Annotated in this window: 16 protein-coding genes; 7 read left to right on the top strand and 9 right to left on the bottom strand. The window is 59.8% G+C overall.

The genetic code is table 11. From position 1 onward, the window contains the following. Nucleotides 1–26: 26 nt before the first annotated feature. From hemF to hemA, 5 genes are read right to left on the bottom strand one after another with little or no spacing between them, the layout of a single operon-like run. On the bottom strand, nucleotides 27–929 hold the full coding sequence (gene hemF, locus H7F20_RS03235; protein ID WP_185784693.1) for an oxygen-dependent coproporphyrinogen oxidase: 903 nt from the start codon (nucleotides 927–929) through the stop codon (nucleotides 27–29). After that, complete coding sequence (gene hemE / locus H7F20_RS03230) at nucleotides 919–1,956, bottom strand: uroporphyrinogen decarboxylase (protein ID WP_185784692.1); 1,038 nt, start codon at nucleotides 1,954–1,956, stop codon at nucleotides 919–921. The genes hemF and hemE overlap by 11 nt, the downstream gene beginning before the upstream one ends. Beyond that, nucleotides 1,946–2,617, bottom strand: coding sequence for a uroporphyrinogen-III synthase (locus H7F20_RS03225; protein WP_185784691.1), 672 nt, complete (start codon nucleotides 2,615–2,617; stop codon nucleotides 1,946–1,948). Before H7F20_RS03225 ends, hemE begins: the two co-directional genes overlap by 11 nt. Beyond that, nucleotides 2,614–3,528 carry a hydroxymethylbilane synthase gene (gene hemC, locus H7F20_RS03220; protein WP_185784690.1) on the bottom strand — a complete coding sequence of 305 codons (915 nt, stop codon included), beginning with the start codon at nucleotides 3,526–3,528 and terminating at the stop codon, nucleotides 2,614–2,616. The genes H7F20_RS03225 and hemC overlap by 4 nt, the downstream gene beginning before the upstream one ends. Then, nucleotides 3,525–4,781: a glutamyl-tRNA reductase gene (gene hemA / locus H7F20_RS03215; protein ID WP_185784689.1), complete on the bottom strand. Its 1,257-nt coding sequence runs from the start codon at nucleotides 4,779–4,781 to the stop codon at nucleotides 3,525–3,527. The genes hemC and hemA overlap by 4 nt, the downstream gene beginning before the upstream one ends. Before the next feature lie 191 nt (nucleotides 4,782–4,972). On the opposite strand from hemA, the gene H7F20_RS03210 reads away from it, so the two are divergent. Further along, nucleotides 4,973–5,869, top strand: coding sequence for a helix-turn-helix transcriptional regulator (locus H7F20_RS03210; protein ID WP_185784688.1), 897 nt, complete (start codon nucleotides 4,973–4,975; stop codon nucleotides 5,867–5,869). A gap of 128 nt (nucleotides 5,870–5,997) precedes the next feature. Here the strand turns inward: H7F20_RS03210 and H7F20_RS03205 are convergent, their stop codons facing one another. Together H7F20_RS03205 and H7F20_RS03200 are read right to left on the bottom strand one after the other, a co-directional pair. Beyond that, the gene (locus H7F20_RS03205) at nucleotides 5,998–6,849 is read right to left on the bottom strand and encodes an N-acetylmuramoyl-L-alanine amidase-like domain-containing protein (protein ID WP_185784687.1); all 852 of its coding nucleotides are present in this window, start codon (nucleotides 6,847–6,849) and stop codon (nucleotides 5,998–6,000) included. Between the two features lie 38 nt (nucleotides 6,850–6,887). Further along, entirely contained in the window at nucleotides 6,888–7,961 is a 1,074-nt protein-coding gene (locus H7F20_RS03200) for a mechanosensitive ion channel family protein (RefSeq protein WP_185784686.1), read from the bottom strand. A gap of 178 nt (nucleotides 7,962–8,139) precedes the next feature. Here H7F20_RS03200 and hemH point away from each other — a divergent pair, with 178 nt between their 5' ends. The 3 genes from hemH (at nucleotide 8,140) to H7F20_RS03185 (ending at nucleotide 12,488) form a co-directional block, all read left to right on the top strand. Beyond that, on the top strand, nucleotides 8,140–9,177 hold the full coding sequence (hemH, locus tag H7F20_RS03195; protein ID WP_185784685.1) for a ferrochelatase: 1,038 nt from the start codon (nucleotides 8,140–8,142) through the stop codon (nucleotides 9,175–9,177). Nucleotides 9,178–9,230: 53 nt separating this feature from the next. Beyond that, entirely contained in the window at nucleotides 9,231–10,922 is a 1,692-nt protein-coding gene (gene ggt, locus H7F20_RS03190) for a gamma-glutamyltransferase (RefSeq protein WP_185784684.1), read from the top strand. A 168-nt stretch (nucleotides 10,923–11,090) separates the two neighbouring features. Next, nucleotides 11,091–12,488 carry an MATE family efflux transporter gene (locus H7F20_RS03185; RefSeq protein WP_185784683.1) on the top strand — a complete coding sequence of 466 codons (1,398 nt, stop codon included), beginning with the start codon at nucleotides 11,091–11,093 and terminating at the stop codon, nucleotides 12,486–12,488. On the opposite strand, the gene H7F20_RS03180 is transcribed toward H7F20_RS03185, so the two are convergent. Next, a complete protein-coding gene (locus tag H7F20_RS03180; RefSeq protein WP_185784682.1) occupies nucleotides 12,485–13,738 on the bottom strand; it encodes a nucleotide disphospho-sugar-binding domain-containing protein in 1,254 nt (417 codons plus the stop codon). The two genes, H7F20_RS03185 and H7F20_RS03180, sit on opposite strands and share 4 nt — an antisense overlap. A gap of 88 nt (nucleotides 13,739–13,826) precedes the next feature. Then, on the bottom strand, nucleotides 13,827–14,522 hold the full coding sequence (locus H7F20_RS03175) for a DUF4440 domain-containing protein (protein ID WP_185784681.1): 696 nt from the start codon (nucleotides 14,520–14,522) through the stop codon (nucleotides 13,827–13,829). Nucleotides 14,523–14,929: 407 nt separating this feature from the next. On the opposite strand from H7F20_RS03175, the gene H7F20_RS03170 reads away from it, so the two are divergent. The 3 genes from H7F20_RS03170 to H7F20_RS03160 are packed head-to-tail and all read left to right on the top strand — an operon-like array spanning nucleotide 14,930 to nucleotide 20,742. After that, entirely contained in the window at nucleotides 14,930–16,291 is a 1,362-nt protein-coding gene (locus H7F20_RS03170; RefSeq protein WP_185784680.1) for a TolC family protein, read from the top strand. Continuing rightward, a complete protein-coding gene (locus H7F20_RS03165; RefSeq protein ID WP_185784679.1) occupies nucleotides 16,288–17,508 on the top strand; it encodes an efflux RND transporter periplasmic adaptor subunit in 1,221 nt (406 codons plus the stop codon). Before H7F20_RS03170 ends, H7F20_RS03165 begins: the two co-directional genes overlap by 4 nt. A 3-nt stretch (nucleotides 17,509–17,511) precedes the next feature. After that, nucleotides 17,512–20,742, top strand: coding sequence for an efflux RND transporter permease subunit (locus H7F20_RS03160; RefSeq protein ID WP_221898680.1), 3,231 nt, complete (start codon nucleotides 17,512–17,514; stop codon nucleotides 20,740–20,742). Nucleotides 20,743–20,745 lie beyond the last annotated feature (3 nt).

The raw sequence follows: 20,745 nt of genomic DNA, 5'->3' as shown, positions 1-20,745 counted from the left end.
TCGGTCACCCGCCCGAATCCAGGCGCTCAAAACCATGGTTGGGGATTTCTGAGGACCTCCACCAGCCGCGCTTCAGGTGTCCCCGCTTCCGGGTGGTGGTCGTAGGCCCAGCGCACCACCGGGGGCAGGCTCATCAGGATGCTTTCGATCCGGCCATTGGTCCGCAGGCCAAAGAGGGTCCCTTTGTCGTGGACCAGGTTGAATTCCACGTAGCGGCCCCGACGTATCTCCTGCCATTCCCGTTCGGCCTCCCCCCATTCCAGGGATTTCCGGCGCCGGACAATGGGCAGGTAGGCCTCCAGGAAGGAATCCCCCACACCGGTCACAAAATCGTACCAGGCTTCCGCAGGGCGTTCGGGGGTCGGTTTCAGGTAATCGAAGAAAAGGCCCCCGATCCCCCGGGCCTCGTCCCGGTGCGCATTCCAGAAATAGCGGTCGCACTGCTCCTTGTATTTTGGGTAGAAAGCCGGGTCGTGGGCGTCGCAGGCTGCCTTGCAGACCGAGTGGAAATGGCGGGCGTCCTCTTCATACAGGTAATAGGGGGTGAGGTCCTGTCCGCCTCCGAACCAGCTGTCGGCCACCTTTCCGTCCGGCCCGTACATCTCAAAGTACCGCCAGTTGGCATGTACGGTAGGGACCATGGGGCTTTTGGGATGCAGTACCAGGCTCAGGCCGCAGGCAAAAAAGTCGGCCTCCTCCACCCCGAAATACTGCTGCATGCTTTCCGGCAGCGGGCCGTGCACGGCCGATATGTTCACGCCCCCTTTTTCAAAGACCTTCCCGTCCTGTATCACCCGCGTCCGGCCCCCTCCCCCTTCGGCGCGCTCCCAGGTATCCTCCCTGAAGCGGGCTGTGCCGTCCTCGACCTCCAGGGCACCGGTAATCCGGTCCTGCAACCCTTCGATGTATTTGTAGAACCTATCCTTCACGATATGATTTGACTGCCTCTATAAACGCCCCTGCATGGGATACCGGCACCTCCGGGAGGATACCGTGCCCCAGGTTCACGATGTACCGGTCTTTTCCAAAGCCGCGGATCATCTCGTGGACCATCCGCCGGATGGTATCGGGGGGGGACAACAACCGGGCAGGGTCAAAATTCCCCTGCAGGGTGATCTTCCCCCCGGATAGTTCCCTTGCCTTCTGCGGGGTCAGGGTCCAGTCCACCCCCAGGGCCGAGGCCCCGCTCTGCGCCATGGTATCCAGGACAAACCAGCACCCCTTGCCGAATACAATGACCGGGGCAAGGCCTTTCAGGGCATCGACAATCTCCTGCAGGTACTTCCAGGAAAATTCCTGGTAATCGGCCGGGGACAACATGCCCCCCCAGGAATCGAAAAGTTGTACGGCATGCACCCCTGCCGCCACCTTGGCTTTCAGGTAGGCAATGGTGGTTTCGGTGATTTTTCGCAACAATGCATGGGCCGCTTCGGGGTTGGAAAAGCAGAACGCCTTGGCCTTGTCGAAACTCTTGCTCCCCTGCCCCTGCACGCAATAGCAGAATATGGTCCAGGGGGAGCCGGCAAAACCGATCAGGGGGACCTGCCCGGCCAGTTTCTCGTTGGTCATGCGGATGGCATCCATCACATAGCCCAGGGCCTCTGCAGCATCCGGTACCACCACCCGGTCCACATCGGCGGCGGACCGCACCGGGTTGGGCAGCCAGGGCCCGATGCCGGGTTTCATCTCCACCTCGATGTCCATGGCCTGGGGCACTACCAGGATGTCGCTGAAGAGGATGGCGGCGTCCATGCCGTAGCGGCGGATGGGCTGGACCGTGATTTCGGAAGCGAGTTCCGGGGTCTGGCAGCGGGTAAAGAAATCGTATTTTTCCCGGATTTCCATAAACTCCGGCAGGTAGCGCCCCGCCTGCCGCATCATCCAGACGGGTGGCCGGTCGACGGTTTCCCCCCGGAGGGCTTTCAGGAACAGGTCATTCTCTAATTTATCCTTCATGTTTGCTTTCGAGGAGTTGTTGGACGGCCAGCAGGACCCCTTCCACACTGGGGGTTTCCGCTATTAAATACTTATCGGTATGTTTTTTGATTGCCCGTGCTGTGGTGGGTCCGATGCAAATGGCAACGGCGCCCCCCAGGGAATTGGACCCCAGGAAACTCTCTACCCCGCTGGGGCTGTAAAATAGGATGGCGTCGAACTTTCGGTCGATCAACCGGTCGTTGAAACCGGTGCGGTATACCACGCGTTCTTCCAGCCGGACCCCGGCTTCCCCGAGCAGGTCCGGGAGGGTATCCAGCCTGCGGCTGCCGCAAAAATAAAGGAAGGAACGGCTGGGGTATTTGCTGATGATCCTGCCAGCCAGGGCTTCGGCATGGTCCTCCACCGCCAGAATACGGTGGCCCATTTCCTCCAGGCGGGCAGCGGTCTTCCGGCCTACGCAGAAGCAATTGAGCATCCGGTCCGGGAGGCGCCCTTTAGGGAAACACGCCTCAATGGCGTGGCTGCTGGTAAAGATGCAAAGGGCCTCATCGTCCGAATGGAGGTCCGCTTCCAGGTAGGTAATCTTCAGGGCATCGTAATGCTCCAGGTAAAATTCGGTTTCCGGGAGCAGCGCCTGCTGCTCATCGGTAAGTTGTTTGGTTGATAATACGTCCATCATGTTGCTAGCGATTTACGGATGGATTCCATCAGGGCACCGCCGCCGGAATCCAGGATTTCCCCGGCACAGGCCTCGCCAAAGCGGGCGCCCTCGGAAGGTTTGGTCTTTCTCGAAACCGTAATAGCCTGGCTGCCGTCCAGGGAAAACAAACCGCCCTCCAGCAGTAACTCCCCGTCCTGCAAGCGGGCCTGCGCCCCGATGGGTGCCGTACAGCCCCCTTCAAGGGTCCTGAGGAATGCGCGCTCCACGGCCACCTGCAGGGCGGTCTCCGGGTGGTTCAGGGGTGCCGCAGCCTCCCGGGCCTCCGTATCCCCTTCCCGGGCTACTACCAGCATGGCGCCCTGGGCCGGGGCCGGCAGCATCCAGTCAAGCACGGCACAGGATTCCGGCAAAAGCCCCAGGCGTTCCAGGCCTGCCTCGGCAAATATGGCCCCGTCCCAGGGATTTTCCCGGAGCAGCCTCAGGCGCGTATTCACGTTCCCCCTCAGGCCAACCACCTCGTGTCCCGGATACCGGCTCAGCCACTGCGCCTTGCGCCTCAGACTGCCGGTGGCAACCCGGCCGGCACCCCCGAGGAAATGCAGCCCCTTGTGTATCAATACATCCCGCGGGCTGGCGCGCTGGAGGACCGCTGCCTCGCTGATCCCCTGCGGCAGGGCGGTGGGCACATCCTTCATGGAATGCACCGCCAGGTCGATGTCTTTTCGGAGCAGGGCCACATCCAGTGTCTTGGTGAAGATGCCGGTGATCCCCAGTTCGTAAAGCGGCTTGTCCAGGATCAGGTCGCCTGTGGACTTCACCGGGACCAGTTCGGCAGCCTGCCCGGCCGCCTCCAGCTGGCGCAGTACGGTACGGGCCTGCCATAGGGCCAGTTCGCTGTCGCGGGTCCCGATGCGCAGCACCCTGCTCATCGCTCCGGGATTTCAAGTTGGAAGACCTTCTGGATGAGTTCCAGGCTTTCTTCCGTATCGATCTCGGAATCCTTGAGGTGGTTCGCAAAATGCCGGGTGATTTTTTGGATGATGCGGTCGGTCACCACATCGGCCTGGGAGGCATCGAAACCCTCGATTTTCCGGGCCTGGAAATCGAGTTCCTCCTCCTTCATGGTTTTGAGTTTGGCCTTCAGGGCACGGATGACTGGGGCAAACCTGCGGCTTTCCAGCCACTGGTTGAAATCCGCCAGCACCTCGCCGATGATGGCCTCTGCCTCCGGGATAAAGCGTTTGCGCTGTGCCAGGGTATCGTCGGTGATGCGGGAGAGCCGGTCCAGGTGGACCAGGGTGATCCCGGGCAGCTCGCCCACCCCGGTGGCGACATTGATCGGGATGGTCAGGTCCAGGATCCACCGGGGCTTATCAGCCGGGACCATGGACGCGGTCACCGTGGGCAGGGTGGCCCCGGTGGCGACAATCAGGACGTCGCATGCGGCAATCTCCTCGCGGATCGCCTCGGCCGGCCGTACCCGCACATTGAGTTTCCTTCCCAGGGCGTCGGCCCGTTCGCGGGTGCGGTTGATGAGCGTGATCTGGTCGTGCCCGGTATGCTTGACCAGGTTCTCGCAGGTATTCCGGCCAATCTTGCCGGTGCCGTAGAGTAGGATCTTCTTCCGGGATATGTCAGGGACCCGCGCCAGCAGGTACTGTACGGAGGCAAAGGCCACGGAGGTGGCCCCGGAGGAGATCCCGGTTTCGTTCTTGATCCGCTTGCTCGCCTGGATAACCGAATTCACCAACCGCTCCATAAAGGGGTTGGCCAGGCCGTGCCTGCGGGAAAGCTTGAAGGATTTTTTCAGTTGGCTGATAATCTCGAAGTCTCCGAGGATCTGGCTGTCCAGGCCGGTTCCCACCCGGAACAGGTGGCCGATGGCCTCCTGGTTCTGGTACACATAGCCCACGCGGTCAAAATCGGTTTCCGTGCCATTCGAATAGTCGCACAACAGCCGGATGAGGTGCTGGGGGGCGGATGCGAACCCATGGAGTTCCGTCCGGTTGCAGGTACTGGTAACCAGCAACCCGTCGATCCCCTCTTCCAGGGCCCTGTCGAGCAGTATTTCGATGCTGTCATCGTCCAGGGCAAAGAGCCCGCGGGTCGCTGCATCTGCCTTCTCGTAATTCAGCCCGACGGTGATAAACCGGTGATGTCTGGAAATATGGTACTTCTTCATGCCCTAAAAAGGATGCCCACAAAAATAGTGGGATTCCTATTTCAAAAATAACGCTGGCGGAACTTTTAATATCGATTCGGGTTACCTGGGGCCCTGGCTGGGCTCAAATTCGCTAGATTTTGTAGTTTTACCGGAAAATAAGGGGGTAAGCCCTCACCTATTTAGAATCCTTCTAAATAAAATAGTGTGATATGGCACAAACGAGCCTGGAAGAAAATACCGCTAGCGGTTCTGTTTCCGATATCCGGATAGACCCGGATATCCTGCTGCTGCTCTCCCGGAACGAAACGGGCCAACCCTTTGAACTGGAGCGGGGGGCCGAGCGCCGCTACCTGCAGTTCCATTTCTGCCTGAAGGGGCATGCCACATTGGCGTACAACCGGGGAACCTACCATCTGGACCTTCACGGTGACCAGTCCCTGCTGCTGTACAACCCCCAAACCGAACTGCCTGTACAGGCCACCCTTGCGCCCCGGACCTGGATGATTTCGGTCCTGATGAGCATCCGTACCTTCCATGGCCTGTTCACTTCGGAGGCAGACTACATCCCTTTCCTCAACCCGGAATACCGGGACAAGAAATACTACCAGCAAAATCCCGTGGGGCCCTCCATATCCGTGGTGCTCAGCCAGTTGTGGAACCAGTCCACACACCCGTCCGTCCGCCCCCTGTACTACCGGGCCAAGGTGTACGAATTACTTTCCCTCTACTTTAACCGGGCCGAGGATACCCAGGCGGAACAGTGCCCGTTCCTCCTCGATGAGGAAAACCTGCGGAAAATCCGCCTGGCCAAGGAAATCGTCATCGAGCGGATGGCCGAGCCCCCGACACTGCCGGAACTGGCCGAGGAAACGGGCCTCAGCCTGAAAAAGCTGAAGGAGGGGTTTAAGCAGATCTACGGGGACACCGTCTACAGTTTCCTGTTCGACTACAAGATGGAAAGCGCCCGGAAAATGCTGGAAAGCGGGAATTTCAACGTGAATGAGGTGGGGCTGAAGGTCGGCTACAGCGCGGCCAGCCACTTCATCGCAGCCTTCAAGAAAAAATACAACACCACGCCCAAGAAATACCTGATGTCCCTGGCCTGAAGCCTGCTTGCGACGGAGGGGCACCTCCGCAAGGCCGGGAAACGGGAGCAGGGCGCGACACCCCGAGCCGGTAAGGCACAGCCGGGCAAAATCCCAGGGCTACTCCACTGCGCCAAAAATTTCTCCCCCTATTTCAGATCCAGCGGCCGGGCCACGATGATCCCGGTATTTCCTTTGATGCCTTCCAGGTAGTCCGCCAACGGTTGCTCGCTGATCACCACTTCCCCGACCGTGGAGGCATGCAGCAGGTGGATCCGGCCGTCCGGCATCCGGATGGCAAGTCCTGTATGGGTCACGTCAAGGCCCTTGATGTCGGTGGCCAGGGCAATGATGTCCCCGTCCCGGATCAGGTGTTCCCTCAGGGCCACCTCCTTGCGGGGAAGGACGCATAGCGGTTTGGAGGAAAGTTCCTTTTCGATGGCCTGCATCTGCCGGTAATTGGCATCGGATGCCAGGAACGGGTACAGGTCCCTGTGGGTCCCCATAAAGTTGATGTCCTTGTAAATGGTGATCCCGTAAAGTTCCTCGGTGACATTGCGCACAATGCCCTTGGCCTCGTTGTCGCGGATCCACTCGGTAAAATAGTGCAGGCGGGAGGGGTACCCGTCCAGTTTCCCCTTGCGGTACCTCACCTCCTCGAGGCCGCTCAGGTACCGGTTCCACCTGAGTTTTCCCTGCTGGGCCAGGCGGCTCATCACCAACACGTTCTCCACATAGGTCGTACAGTCCAGGCCTCGCAGGTTTACAACGAGCTGTTCCAGGTCCCCCACCTCGAGGGTTTTGGCCACGTAAGGGGTCCCCAGGAACATCCTTCCCACCCGGACCATCTCCGGGCCCATGGCGGTATCCCCCCGGTCTTCCATGCTCCGGGACAACCCGTCAAACAGCGCCCGGTCCAGCTCGGAATAATGGAGTGAACCGTTCTGGGCATACCCCCCGAGCCCGAGGAGTAGCAGGGCCATGCCAATCACCTTCTTCATACAGCTAATTTGATATAAAGATACGGGGAGCGGTCCATTCATCCTGTTTCCTCTTCGTTAAGTTTCTGGTTCAATAACAGGCGGGTATGAGCAATACTGTCCGGGTAATTCTCCTGCAGGAAGGCGATCAGTTTTTCCCGGACCAGTACCCGGAGGTCCCAGCCCGTGGGGGCGTCCCGCACGCTGACCAAAACCCGTAACTCCACGTGGGTCGGTTTGGAATCCGTCACCTGGATGATGGCCACCTCCCCGTCCCACAGGTCGGTATCCTTTACTATCCGCTGGAGTTCTTCCCTGAGTGCCTCTACCGGGACCCGGTAATCCGTATACAGGAAGACGGTCCCCAGCAGGTCAGCGGAAGTCTTGGTCCAGTTCTGGAAGGGCTTCTCGATAAAATAGGTGGTGGGCACCACAAGGCGGCGCTTATCCCAGATCTTGACCACCACGTAGGTAAGGGTGATCTCCTCGATCCGGCCCCATTCCCCCTCCACAATCACCACATCGTCCAGGCGGATGGGCTGGGTTAGGGCAATCTGAATCCCTGCCAGGATGGTGCCGATCATCTTCTGGGCGGAAAACCCGATGATGATCCCGGCAACACCGGCGGAGGCAAAGACGCTGACGCCGATCTCCCGGATGCTGTCGAAACTCATCAGGGCAATTCCCAGGGCGAGGATGATGAGGATAAAGATCACGATCCGCTCCAGGATGGTGAACTGGGTGTAGACCTTCCGGGCCCGCAGGTTGTCGGTGTCCTGCACATCGTAGTTTTCGACGATCAGTTTTTTGACCACCCGCAATATTTTGATGATCAGCCAGGTAAATGAAAAAATGAAGAGGAGCGTACTGGCCTTCCGGAAATGCCAGGCGTAATCCTGCAGGCCCAACAATGCCCTGAGGGATTCCATGCGCACCACAATGGAAAACATCAAAAAGAAAAGCGGCCAGCCCACTTTCCGGACCATCCCCTCGGGCAACAGGTATTTGGGGTTCTTGCCATAGTGCCGGATGATCCGGGTAATAATGACGTAGATGACACCCATGGCCAGCAGGCCTGCGCAGAATAGCAGGATGGAGCGCTGGGTGGGATCCGGGAACAATTCTTTGAACATGCGTGCCAATTGAGCTACGTAAGCTATAAAAATTTAAGGGCATTCCCCAGTGCCGGGGGCACGAATTGACAGGGTTTATGGCTGCATTTGAAAATGCTTTGCCCCCTGGCCGGGGGAGTTCCCCTCAATAGCTTATTTTTGCAGCTGTACCAGACAACCAGCCGCAACCCCAACACACATGAAAGGTGTACTCCTCGTAAACCTGGGCTCCCCGGACAGCCCAACGCCCAAAGACGTAAAACCCTATCTGGACGAATTCCTGATGGATGAGCGGGTTATCGATGCCCCGAAATGGCTGCGTACCCTGCTGGTGCGCGGGATCATCCTGCGCACGCGTCCCAAAAAATCGGCCAGGGCCTATGCAAAGATCTGGTGGGATGAAGGCTCCCCCCTGATTGTCCTGTCCGAGCGGTTCAGCGATGCGGTGCAGAAGCGGGTCGAAATCCCGGTGGCACTGGGGATGCGATACGGCAGCGGCAGTATCTCCGAAGGCATGGCCACCCTCCGGGCCAGGGGCGTAGACGAGGTATTGCTGGTCCCCCTCTATCCGCATTACGCCATGAGCTCCTTCGAGACTGTCGTGGTCAAGGCGCTGGAAGTGCGGGAAGCGGAATTCCCGGACCTAAAGGTCACGACCCTGCCGGCCTTCGGGAAAAACCCGGAATACCTGGAAGTGCTCGCGGCTTCCATTGCCGAACACCTCAAATCTTTCGATTACGACCATGTGCTGTTTTCCTACCACGGCATCCCGGAACGGCATATCCGCAAGTCGGACCCCACCCGTTTCCACTGCAAGATCGACGGCAGCTGCTGCCAGATCAACTCGGTGGCCCACCACTCCTGCTACCGCCACCAGTGCTATGCCATGACCCATAGCGTCACCCGGCTGTTGGGCCTGCCCGAAGACAAGGTGAGCACCTCCTTCCAGAGCCGGCTCGCAGGGGACCCATGGCTGAAACCCTATACGGATTTTGAATTCGAACGCCTGGCCGGGGAGGGAAAATCCCGGCTGGCGGTGATCACCCCCGCCTTTGTGAGCGACTGCCTGGAGACCCTGGAGGAGATCGCCATGGAGGGCAAGGAAGATTTCCTGGAAGCCGGCGGCTCGGATTTCATCCATATCCCCTGCCTGAACGTCCGGGAGGACTGGGTGGCCCTGATGGCCAGCTGGATCCAGGACTGGGCCCAGGACGGGAGCCTCCCAGCCGGGTGCTGAATTTCGTATTTTTAACAAGACTGCCTTTTAAGAACCCCGTTAACACAACCCTTATGAAACGCCTTCTCCTCCTTAGTATCCTTGCAGCCACCACTTTTAATACCTGGGCCCAGGACCGGGTCACCGGGGCGTTGAGCGCCACCCGTTCCGACGTCCTGGCCCGCAATGGCATGGTGGCGACCAGCCACCCCCTGGCCACCCAGATTGGCCTGGATATCCTGAAAAAAGGGGGTACTGCCATTGACGCTGCCATCGCGGCCAATGCGGCCCTCGGGTTGATGGAGCCCACCGGATGCGGGATAGGGGGCGATTTATTTGCGATTGTCTGGGACGCCAATACCCGGAAACTCTATGGCCTGAATGCGAGCGGCCGCTCCCCCGGGGACCTCTCCCTGGACTATTTCAAGAGCCAGGGCATGGACCGCATCCCCTCCCTGGGGCCCCTGCCGGTGAGCGTGCCCGGGGCGGTGGATGGCTGGTTCAGCCTCCACGGCAAATTCGGGAAACTCCCCATGGAAGAACTGCTGGAACCGGCCATTGCCTATGCCGAAAAGGGCTTCCCGCTTACCGAGCTCATCGCCTGGTACATGCAGCGGTCCGTACCCCTTTACGAGTCGCGCGGGTTCCCGAATATCCGGGAAACCTACATCGACCAGAACGGCGGGACCCTCCCGGACGAGGGGGAGGTCTACAAAAACCCCTTCCTTGCCAGTACCTACCGCAAGATTGCCAAAGGCGGGCGGGATGCCTTTTACAAAGGCGAGGTGGCCAGGACCATCGCCGGCTTCATCCAGTCCCAGGGCGGTTTCCTCTCCGAAGCGGACCTGGCTGCGCACCAGTCCGAATGGGTGGAGCCCGTATCGGTCAATTATCGCGGGTACGACGTCTGGGAACTGCCCCCCAACGGGCAGGGCATTGCCGCCCTTCAGATGCTGCAACTGCTCGAGGGTTTTGATTTTTCGGACATCGATTTCGGCAGTGACGAGCACCTGCACCTTTTCACCGAGGCCAAAAAACTCGCCTTTGAGGACCGGGCCAAATACTATGCCGACATGGATTTTGCCGAGGTACCGCTTACGACCCTGTTGTCCGATGCCTATGCCGATTCCCGCCGCGCCCTGATTAAGGACCGGGCCGGGGAATACCTGGCGGGTGAAATCAGCGCCGGGGAAACCATTTACCTCACCGCCGCCGACAAGGACGGGAACATGATCTCCCTTATCCAGAGCAACTACCGGGGGATGGGGTCCGGCATGGTGCCTCCGGGGCTGGGCTTTATGCTGCAGGACCGGGGCGAGCTTTTCAGCCTGCGCGAAGGACAGGCTAACACCTTTGAACCCGGCAAGCGCCCCTTCCACACCATCATCCCGGCCTTTATCACCAAAGACGGCAAGCCCTGGGTGAGCTTCGGGGTCATGGGCGGGGATTTCCAGCCCCAGGGGCATTCGCAGATCGTGATGAACCTTATCGACTTCGGGATGGGCCTGCAGGAAGCGGGGGATGCGCCGCGTTGGGACCATACCGGCGGCTCGAGCCCCACCGGGCAGCGGGGCGGGGAAGGCGCCGTCCGTATCGAATCCGGCATCCCCTACGAAACCGTGCGCGGGCTCATGGACCGCGGCCACGAGGTACAGTTTGCCAGGGGCGTCTACGGCGGCTACCAGGCCATATTGTGGGATGCGGCCAACGGCGTGTACCACGGGGCCTCGGAAAGTCGTAAGGACGGACAGGCTGCCGGGTATTAATTAGCCCCCGGGCGGAAATTCCAATTCCTGTTGGCCCCCAGGACCTTACCGTGGACCGAAACAACCTGCGAATAGCCCGCCGGAAATCCTACCGGGTAGATTCCGTGAGGCAATAGCGCGCATGCTAGCGGAATCATCCGTAGTTTTGCAGGGTCGCTAACACATCCCATGGCAAAAGTCACTTCCGAACAACTCGGCACACAACCCATCGGGCCCCTGCTCATCCGCCAGGCCGTCCCGGCTTCCATCGGCATCCTGGTGATGAGCCTGAACATCCTGGTCGATACGGTTTTCGTCGGTAACTGGATCGGGTCCATCGCCATTGCGGCCATCAACGTGGTCCTGCCCGTTTCCTTTTTTATCGCGGCCCTGGGGATGGCTATCGGCATTGGCGGAAGCAGCATCATCAGCCGGGCCCTAGGGGCCAACAACACCGAAAAGGCGCTGAAAACCTTTGGCAACCAGCTGACCCTGACCGTGCTCATTACCTGTTCCATGGTAGCGCTCGGGCTCTATTACGTGGATTCGCTCATCCCTGCCTTCGGGGGTAAGGGGGACATCTTTGCACCTGCCAAAGTTTATTACAAGATCGTCCTCTACGGGGTCCCGTTCCTCGCCCTGTGCATGATGGGGAATACCGTTATCCGGGCAGAGGGGAAGCCCAAATTTGCGATGATCGCGATGATCATCCCCTCGGTGGGCAACCTGGTCCTGGACTATGTGTTTATCTATATTTTCGACTGGGGCATGCACGGGGCTGCCTGGGCCACCACCGGCAGCTACCTGCTTTGCTTCGGGTATATCCTGTATTTTTTCCTCTCCCGGAATTCGGAGCTCAAGATCGGCTGGTCGCACTTCGGGCTGGACCGGCCCATCCTCAGGGAGATCGGGTCCCTGGGGTTCGTGACCCTTGCCCGTCAGGCGGTTACCTCCATCACCTACCTGCTGCTCAACAACATCTTGTTCAGCCTGGGCGGGGAAGCCAGCGTGGCGGTCTATGCGATCATCGGGCGGATGCTCATGTTCGCACTCTTCCCGGTCTTCGGGGTCACCCAGGGCTTTTTGCCCATTGCCGGCTTTAACTACGGGGCCGCCAAATATGCCCGGGTGCGGGAATCCATCTACACGGCCATCAAGTATGCGGCCCTGGTGGCCTCCCTCGTTTTTGTGGTGCTCATGGTATTCCCGGCCGAGATAGCCGACCTGTTCCTGAGCAACCGGGCCGATATGTCCGCCAAGGAAATCGCCACCAATAACTTTGTGCTGAACAACGCCCCTTCCGCCATGCGGTGGGTGTTCGCCGCCACCCCCATCATTGCGTTGCAACTGATCGGAGCGGCGTATTTCCAGGCCATCGGCAAGGCCACCCCGGCCCTGTTGCTGACCCTGACCCGCCAGGGCTTCTTCTTTATCCCCTTCATCCTGATCCTCCCGAATTACCTGGGGGAACTGGGCGTTTGGATTTCCTTCCCAATCGCGGATTTCCTATCGACCGTCGTGACGGGGTATTTCCTGAAGCGGGAGATAAACCGGGACCTTGGCCGGCCAGCAGGGGAAGCGGTTTAATCCAGGATTAATTTCAGGAGTTCCTCCCGGAAATCCTCCTTTTTCATTTCGACGGCAATTTCGCCGGCTCTTTCCTTGTAGGAGGTATTGGACCACAGGTCCTTTAACAGGGGTTCCAGGCGTTCCTCGTTCAGCCGGGTGATGGCAGGTCCTTTTGGTCCTAAACCCTTGGCGGCCAATAATCGGTTCCAGAGGAACTGGTCAATGATGTGCGGTATTACCAGGGAAACGCAGCCGTACTTCGCCGCCATGTGGGTGGTGCCCGAGCCCCCGTGGTGTACCAGGCCGTAGATGCGTGGCAATGCCCAGTCGTACGGGATGCTGTCTACAAAATAAAACTGATCGGTATCGTAAGCTTTTGGCGGTTCCAGGCCGCCCCCCGCCGTATTGATCAGGGCCGGGATGCCCAGCCTTTTCAGGACATTCAGGAATATCCGGGTTTTCCCGGGCGGGTCCGGGTTGGTCATGCTCCCCAGGGTGACCATCAGCAATTTCGGGTGCTTGTGGAAAAACGCCACCAGCTCGGGTTCCGGTTTCCATCGGACCGCCTTGTCCCGCTCGTGGTATCCCAGCACGCGGACGTGGTCGGCCCATTCCGGGGGCTGCGCGAACAAGGCGGGTGAAACCGTATAAACGGCCCGGGTATCGAAGAGCGCCTGGTTGATTTCCCCTGAACTCAGCCCGGGGTTACCCGGAAGCTCCTTTGCGGTTTTCCGTATCGTGTAGGACAACCCCCAGTGCCCGATCTTGAAGGTCATCCTGTTCAGGAAGGGGCCCAGGTTTCGGTTAAAGCCAATGTGGGAATAATTCCGGACCGGGTGGAGCACATAGGGGACCGGGCTCACCAGGATAGTTTTTCCAGGGTGATCTAGCCCCCAAATCACTGGATAGATGGCCTTTGCATGATGTACCAATCGGTCAGGAAGCCATTTTTGTACCGACTGGTATTGCCTGATTGCGACCTTTTTACTGATTTTCAGGTATTCCTTTTGGAGGGCCCTGTAGGCCTTCAGCTTTTTCCAGGTGGAGACACTGCCACCCATGGCCGCCTTCCCCGTGTCGCTTTCCAGCATCTGCATGAATTCCGGCCCCAGCGATTCGAAATGGTGGCCGCCCTCCTCAGCCAGGTTGCGGAATTGCTCGGGGAAAACGCAGATAGTCTCATGCCCCGCCTTGCGCAGCATTTCCCCAATGGCCAGGAAGGGTTCCATATCGCCCCGGGTACCGATGGAAACGAGTAGGATTTTCACTTGCAAACCCCTTTAATAGCGCCGTTTAATAGCGCCTTTATGATTTTAAAACCAGACATGCAGCCAGGTAGCAGCATATAGCGCTCCCCTATATATTCGAATCCAGCAGGATATACCATTTTCCGTCTTCCTCCCGGGTCCACACCAAAATGTACTTACCCGGATAGGAGCCACTGCACTGGCCGATTTCAAAAACCAGGTGTTCATTGACCGGTTCCACCAGCAGTGGTTCCAGCTTAAGCCGGTAACCGGTATTCTTCATATACCGGTAAGTATTTATAATCTCCTCCCTACCCCGCACCAGAGGACGGTGGTTGTAATACAGAGCATTGGGGGCGTATAAATCGTTGACAAGCTGCTCCACCCGGTGCGCATTGCAATGGTCCATCCACGCAGCCCGGCGGGCCTCCAGTTGCTCCCGGAAATGCTTCAGCGGCCGTACTTCGGCCACCACTTCCAGTTCCCGCCGTGGGTGTTCCCCTTCCAGGTTCCAGATGACCATCAATTTCCGGGTGGTGCCGTCCCGTGATACCAATTGCGAAACCTCATATTCATATCCTGGCACGTGCGCCTGCTCTGTGCCGATACTGAACATGGAATCCAGGGCCAGTTCCCTTTCCTTCCACCAGGCACCGATCGCTTTGGAGCCCTGCAGGACTTCTCCCCCCTGAAGGACGGTCACGGCCCCGGTAGTATACATATCCTCGAAGCGCTCCGGAACCTGCTCCAGGGTTTTGATCCAGGTGTAGGAAGGTGGGTCCTGGGCCAGGCAGGTGGCAGGCATCCCGGGCCAACCGAATACAAGCATCCCGAACAAAAACCATCCTGAACGGCAGGACAAATTAAGGGGGCCCATCTCTTTCTTTTGCAACAAGATAGCGATTAATTCCTATCGCAATCACCCGGAAGCCGACATCGGTTAATTTCTCGGCAATTTTGAACTTTAGCAAAGGTTTAACACCTTCTATCATTCTCTTTTTCAATTACTTATATAATTCCTGGTTTTCGCCGGTCCCCGTTGCTTTAAACCTTGGGCCATTTATTGTATCTTAAATAATAGCAGACAACCTATCCTTCATTGGAATACCTATTATACCTGAGAACAAACAAATACCGGGACCTCCTGAAACGCCCCCGTCTGCCCCAACCGGCAGGGCGTGGTATTTCCTTTGCCTGACGGCTATATTCCTGATGATATTGTCCGGTTGCGGGCCCTCCCGCAGCAGCATAGAGCCTACCACGGGCCTGGATTCCCTGCAGACCTTATCCAGCGCCGGCACGGTACCCCTGCCCCAGCAGTGGTGGCAATCCTTCGACGACCCGGCCCTCCATACCCTCATCGATTCTGCCCTGACCCGCAATTACAACCTGGCCGCCACCTGGGAACGCTTCCGGCAGGCGCAATTTGTCTACAAAAGGGAAAAAGGCAACCGCTGGCCCCAGTTCGAGGCCGGCGCCCAGAGCGCCATCAGCCGCCCCCAACCCGATTTTGCCGGGGGGGAGAACATCCAGTTTGGCGCCTCGGCCCAATATGAAGTGGACCTCTGGGGCAGGATCGGCACCGGCCTCAGGGCCGAACAGTTCCGTGCCCGGGCCAGCCTGGCGGACTACCAGACCGCCTCCCTTTCCCTGGCGGCCGAGGTAAGCCTCGCCTGGTTCCGCCTGAAGGCCGCCCGCCAGCAACTCGCCCTGGCAGAGGAACAGATACAGACTAACGAGGATATCTTCCGCCTTATTCGCGCCCGGTTCGGAGGTGGGCAGGTACGGGCGGTTGATATCCTCCGGCAACAGCAATTGCTGGAATCCACCCGTAACCAGCGGTTGCTTTTTATGCGGGACGTGGCCCTGCTGGAAAACCAGCTGGCCGTCTTGCTGGGACGGCAGCCCCAAGCCAAGGATGCCCCGGAGGCCCTGGATTTTCCTGACCTCCCGGAATTACCGGCTACCGGCCTGCCTCTGGAACTCGTCCGGCGCCGACCGGATATCCAACAGGCCTACCTGTCCCTGCAGGCCGCCGACCGGGATTACGCCACAGCGGTCCGGGCCAAGTATCCCCGCCTCTCCCTCCGGCTTTCCGGGCAACAGCGGGCCAATGATTACGAAAGTTTGTTCCAGGAATGGGCCTACACCCTGGCGGGGAATATCGTGGCCCCGCTTTTTTACGGGGGTGCCCTGTCGGCCGAGGCCAACCGGAACAAATCCGTGCGGCAGGAAGCCATCTACAATTACGGCCAGAGCGTCCTCACCGCCTTCCGGGAAGTAGAGGACGCCATTGTCCGGGAAGAAGTCCAGACAACCCGCCTGGCCACCCTGGAAAAGCAACTGACGCTAGCTCAGAAGACCAACGGCCAGCTACGCAACGAATTCCTGAACGGCTTCAGCCCCTACCTGGACGTGCTCATCGGGCTCGACCAGGAACAACAACTCAAGCGCGACCTGATCGATGCCCGCCTGGAGCAGCTGGAAATCCGCGTGGGGCTCTACCGGGCCCTGGCAGGACCTTTTGAAACCCAAAGGGAGCTTGCCCTAACCTCCGAAAAGACAACACCATGAATCAAAGGAAACTCATTTTCATCTGCCTGGCCATCCTCGGCGGCGCGGCCCTGGTCACCCTGCTGATCTACTCCACCGAGCCCACTGCCCAGCGGGAGGCTGCCACGCGGCAGACCGCCATGCTGGTCGAAACCGTCCCGGCCGAAGCCGGCACCTTTACGCCTGTACTCTCCGCCACCGGCTCCGTCCGGGCCGTGGAAGACGTGCAGCTGAGCTCCATGGTCGCGGGCCCGGTGGTCCGCCGGGACCCTTCCTTTGCCCCGGGCGGCTTTGTGAGCGAAGGGGAAATCCTGCTGCAGATCAACCGGGCCGACTTCCAGAATGTGCTGGAGCTGAGGCGGAGCGAACTCATGCAGGCCCAGACCGACCTGAACGTGGAGATGGGCCGGCAGAAGGTGGCCGAACAGGACCTGGCCCTGGTGGGAGGCGATTCCCTTTCCCCCGAGGAGCGGGAACTCGTACTGCGGAAGCCGCAGCTTCAGGCCATACAGGCACGCATCAAGGCGGCCGAGGCAGCAGTGTCACAGGCCCAGCTCAACCTGGACCGGGCCACGGTCCGGGCCCCCTTTGATGCCCATATCCTCACCCAGAACGTCACAGTGGGCTCCCAGGTTTCCCCCGGGGACAATATCGGCCGCCTGGTGGGCACCCACGCCTATTGGGTAGAGCTCACCGTACCGGTTACCCATTTGCGCTGGCTTGAATTCCCCCGGGACGGGCAGGAAGGCGCCCGGGTAATCATCCGCAACCGGTCCGTCTGGGACCCCGAGGCCGTACGCGAAGGCCGGCTGTTCCGGCAGGTAGGGGCCCTGGATGCCCAGACCCGCCTGGCCCGGGTACTGGTAGAAGTCAGGGACCCGCTTGCGCGCAACGCGCCCCCCGGCACCCCGCCCCTGATGATCGGTTCCTTCGTGGATTGCCAGATCGAGGGACGGCCCATGGAGGAAATGGTGCGCATCAGCCGGGATTACCTGCGGTCCAACAACACCGTATGGGTCAATGAGGACGGCAAGCTTTCGGTCCGGGATGTGACTGTGGTGCTGACCGATATGAACTATGCCTACATCTCGGGCGGGCTCGGGGGAGACGACCAGGTGGTCACTACCAACCTGAGCACGGTTACCGACGGCATCGCCCTGAGGACCGAAGGGAGCACGCCCGAAACGGCTGCGGTACCTACGGCTGAAGAAGCCGCCACAACCGCCCAAACCGACTAACCCATGGAAGAAGAAAACAAAATACAGCCGACAAACGGAGAGAAAGAAAGCGGGAAAACCAGCCGCAAAGAGGGCGCCATTGCCTATATGGCCAAAAACAGCATCGCGGCCAACCTGCTGATGATCATATTGCTGGCAGGGGGGATCTGGACCATGTTCAACATCCAGAAGGAAGTCTTTCCGAATTTCCAGCTGGATTTCGTGAATGTGAGCGTCGCCTATCCGGGGGCTTCCCCGGCCGAGGTGGAACAGGGCATCCTGCAGCCCGTGGAGGAAGCCGTCCGCGGCGTGCAGGGCATCAAGGAAATCGTATCCGAGGCCCGGGAGGGCTCCGGGAGCGTGACCATCGAACTGGTAGCCGGGTCGGACCGGATGAAGGCCTTCCAGGACATCGACCAGGCGGTCAACCGCATCCGGACCTTCCCGGACGATATCGAACAGCCCGAGGTGGCCCTGCAGGACCGGCAACGGGATGTGATGGAAATAGGCATTTTCGGGGACGTGGACATCTGGACGCTCCGCCAGCTGGCCGAGCGCATGCGCACCCGCCTGCTGGCCAACCCGAACATTACCCAGGTATCCCTGAACAACGTGCCGGAATACATGACCCATGTGGAGATCCCCCGCCACAACCTGCGGCAGTACGGGCTCACCCTGGGGCAGGTGGCCGATATCATCCGGCAGAGCAGCCGGGACGTCCCCGCCGGGGCCGTGGAAACCCAGGCCGGGGAAATCCTGCTGCGGATGCAGGAGCGCAAGCAATGGGCGGACGAATTCAGCGAGATCGCCGTGATCACCTCCGGCAGCGGTGCCAAGGTGACCCTGGGCGAAATTGCCACCATCCGGGACGGTTTTGACGAGGTCGGCTTCCACGGGCAGTTCAACGGCACCCCCTCCGTGGAGTTGGAGATCTTCCGCATCGGGGACCAGAGCCCGCTGGACATTGCCGAGGCCGTACAAACCGAAATGGACAACTTCCAGTTGCCCCCCGGGGTGCAGTTCCGCATTGACTCCAACCGGGCCGAAGACTTCCGGGAACGCCTGTCCCTGCTCACCGAAAACGGGCTCATGGCCATCGTCATCGTATTGGTGATCCTGACGCTCTTCCTGGAGGCCCGCCTGGCCTTCTGGGTAATGATGGGGATGGCCATCTCCTTTATCGGGGGGATGATCTTCCTGCCCCTGGTCGGGGTAAGCGTCAACATGATCGCCATGTTCGGCTTCCTGGTCGTGCTGGGGATCGTGGTGGACGACGCCATCGTGGTGGGGGAAAATGTCTACGAATACCGGCAGAAGGGGTACTCCTTCATGCAGGCGGCCATCATGGGTACGCGCGACGTATCCAAGCCCGTCATCTTCAGTATCGCCACCACCATCATCGCCTTTGTGCCCCTGCTTTTCATGCCCGGGGAGAACGGCATGTTCTGGCAGCCCCTGCCCATCGTGGTCATCGTCATCCTGGCGGTTTCCCTGCTGGAGGCCCTCTTTATCCTGCCCTCCCACCTGGCGCATAAGCCCAAAGAGAACAAAAGGCCCACGGTGATCAAGCAGTTCTCCTCCCGCCTGGGAGGCTGGCAGCGGCAATTCGCCAATGGCTTTGACCGGGTCATCGACCGCTATTACCGCCCCTTCCTGGACAAATGCCTGGAGTACCGCTACGTCACCCTGTCGGCCGCCCTGGCCCTGCTGGTGATGGTAGGCGCGTACGGCCTGAGCGACCATATGGGGATGATCATGATGCCCGAGGTGGCAGCCGACGAGATCGAGGCCGGGATCCGCCTGCCGGTGGGGACCACCCCGGACCAGGCGGCACGGGTGGCCAACGACGTGACCGCCTCCACCCAGCGGATGTTCGAGGAACACAACCTCTACGAGGTAGCCGAGGGGATCAAGACCAATGTGCGCGGGCAGAGCTTTATCGACGTGGAAATCGTCATGCTGCCGCCGGACCAGCGGGACATCACCGCCGGGGAGGTCATCGAACTCTGGCGGGACAACATCGGGGACATCGACGGGGTGGACCAGATCTCCTTCGAGGCGGAACGCGGCCCGGGAGGGGCACGGCAGGCCATCAGCATCGACCTGAGCCATTCCGATGAGGAGGTACTGGAACGTGCCAGCGCCGCCTTTATCGAGCGGATGGAGACCTTCTCCAACACCCGGGACGTCACCGACAACTACAACAAGGGGAAGATGCAATACGACTTCAAGCTCCTGCCTGAGGGCCGGAACCTGGGGCTGACCTCCGGGGACGTAGGCCGGCAGGTGCGGGACGCCTTTTTCGGCGCCCTGGCGCTACGGCAACTGCGGGGGATGAACGAGATCGAAATCCGCGTGAAACTCCCCTACGAGGAACGCAAGGATATCCAGAACCTGGAGGACTTCCTGGTGGTGACCCCCACCGGGGTACAGGTCCCCCTGCTGGACGTGGTCGAGGTGGAAGAGCGGGAGGCCTTTACCAGCATCAACCGCCGCGACGGGCGCCGCGTGATCAACGTGGGGATGGACACCGAGCCTGCCAATGCGGTGAGCCGCGTCCTGGCCCGCATGCAGGAAGAAATACTGCCCCAGCTGCGGGCCGATTTTCCGGGCATTACCTGGACCTTTGAGGGTTCCCAGGCCGATATGCGGGAAAGCACTGCCAGCCTCTGGAGCGGCTTCGGCATGGCCATGTTCGTCATCTACGCCCTGCTGGCCATCGCCTTTGGCAGCTATACCCAGCCGCTGATCGTGATGACGGCCATTCCCTTTGGAATCATCGGGGCCGTGATCGGGCACATCCTGCTGGGCTACGACCTGTCCATCGTGAGTTTGATGGGGGTCATCGCCCTTTCCGGGGTGGTGGTGAACGACTCCCTGATCATGATCGACTACGCGAACAAACAGCGAAGGGAAAACTCCGTCTATGAGTCCATCCACGAAGCGGGCCTGAGGCGTTTCCGACCCATCATGCTCACCACGCTCACCACCTTCGGCGGGCTGGCGCCCATCATCCTGGAGCGCTCCAGCCAGGCCCAGTACCTCATCCCCATGGCCATCTCCCTGGGCTTCGGCATCGTGTTTGCCACGAGCATCATCCTGGTGATCGTACCCTGCCTCTACCTGGCCCTGGAAGACGCGAAGCTGTATTTCAAAAAAGGAGAAACCGTGGACCGGGTAGACGTGCTGGACAACGAAGCGGAGGCCCTGCCGACCCCTGCCCCCGGGAAAGCGCCGGTGCTGGCGGATAAATAGGCC

It is taken from the genome of Robiginitalea sp. SC105 (genome assembly GCF_014243345.1).
In the GTDB taxonomy this organism is placed as follows: Bacteria; Bacteroidota; Bacteroidia; order Flavobacteriales; family Flavobacteriaceae; genus Robiginitalea.
This window is presented reverse-complemented; position numbering and strand designations above follow the sequence as displayed.

What these genes read in the sequence shown, in the direction of transcription:
- H7F20_RS03225 (WP_185784691.1), bottom strand. Translation starts at nt 2,617, where the DNA reads ATGATGGACGTATTATCAACCAAACAACTTACCGATGAGCAGCAGGCG.
- hemE (WP_185784692.1), bottom strand. Translation starts at nt 1,956, where the DNA reads ATGAAGGATAAATTAGAGAATGACCTGTTCCTGAAAGCCCTCCGGGGG.
- H7F20_RS03200 (WP_185784686.1), bottom strand. Translation starts at nt 7,961, where the DNA reads ATGTTCAAAGAATTGTTCCCGGATCCCACCCAGCGCTCCATCCTGCTA.
- H7F20_RS03205 (WP_185784687.1), bottom strand. Translation starts at nt 6,849, where the DNA reads ATGAAGAAGGTGATTGGCATGGCCCTGCTACTCCTCGGGCTCGGGGGG.
- hemA (WP_185784689.1), bottom strand. Translation starts at nt 4,781, where the DNA reads ATGAAGAAGTACCATATTTCCAGACATCACCGGTTTATCACCGTCGGG.
- H7F20_RS03175 (WP_185784681.1), bottom strand. Translation starts at nt 14,522, where the DNA reads ATGCCTGCCACCTGCCTGGCCCAGGACCCACCTTCCTACACCTGGATC.
- hemH (WP_185784685.1), top strand. Translation starts at nt 8,140, where the DNA reads ATGAAAGGTGTACTCCTCGTAAACCTGGGCTCCCCGGACAGCCCAACG.
- H7F20_RS03185 (WP_185784683.1), top strand. Translation starts at nt 11,091, where the DNA reads ATGGCAAAAGTCACTTCCGAACAACTCGGCACACAACCCATCGGGCCC.
- H7F20_RS03170 (WP_185784680.1), top strand. Translation starts at nt 14,930, where the DNA reads ATGATATTGTCCGGTTGCGGGCCCTCCCGCAGCAGCATAGAGCCTACC.
- H7F20_RS03165 (WP_185784679.1), top strand. Translation starts at nt 16,288, where the DNA reads ATGAATCAAAGGAAACTCATTTTCATCTGCCTGGCCATCCTCGGCGGC.
- ggt (WP_185784684.1), top strand. Translation starts at nt 9,231, where the DNA reads ATGAAACGCCTTCTCCTCCTTAGTATCCTTGCAGCCACCACTTTTAAT.
- H7F20_RS03210 (WP_185784688.1), top strand. Translation starts at nt 4,973, where the DNA reads ATGGCACAAACGAGCCTGGAAGAAAATACCGCTAGCGGTTCTGTTTCC.
- hemC (WP_185784690.1), bottom strand. Translation starts at nt 3,528, where the DNA reads ATGAGCAGGGTGCTGCGCATCGGGACCCGCGACAGCGAACTGGCCCTA.
- H7F20_RS03160 (WP_221898680.1), top strand. Translation starts at nt 17,512, where the DNA reads ATGGAAGAAGAAAACAAAATACAGCCGACAAACGGAGAGAAAGAAAGC.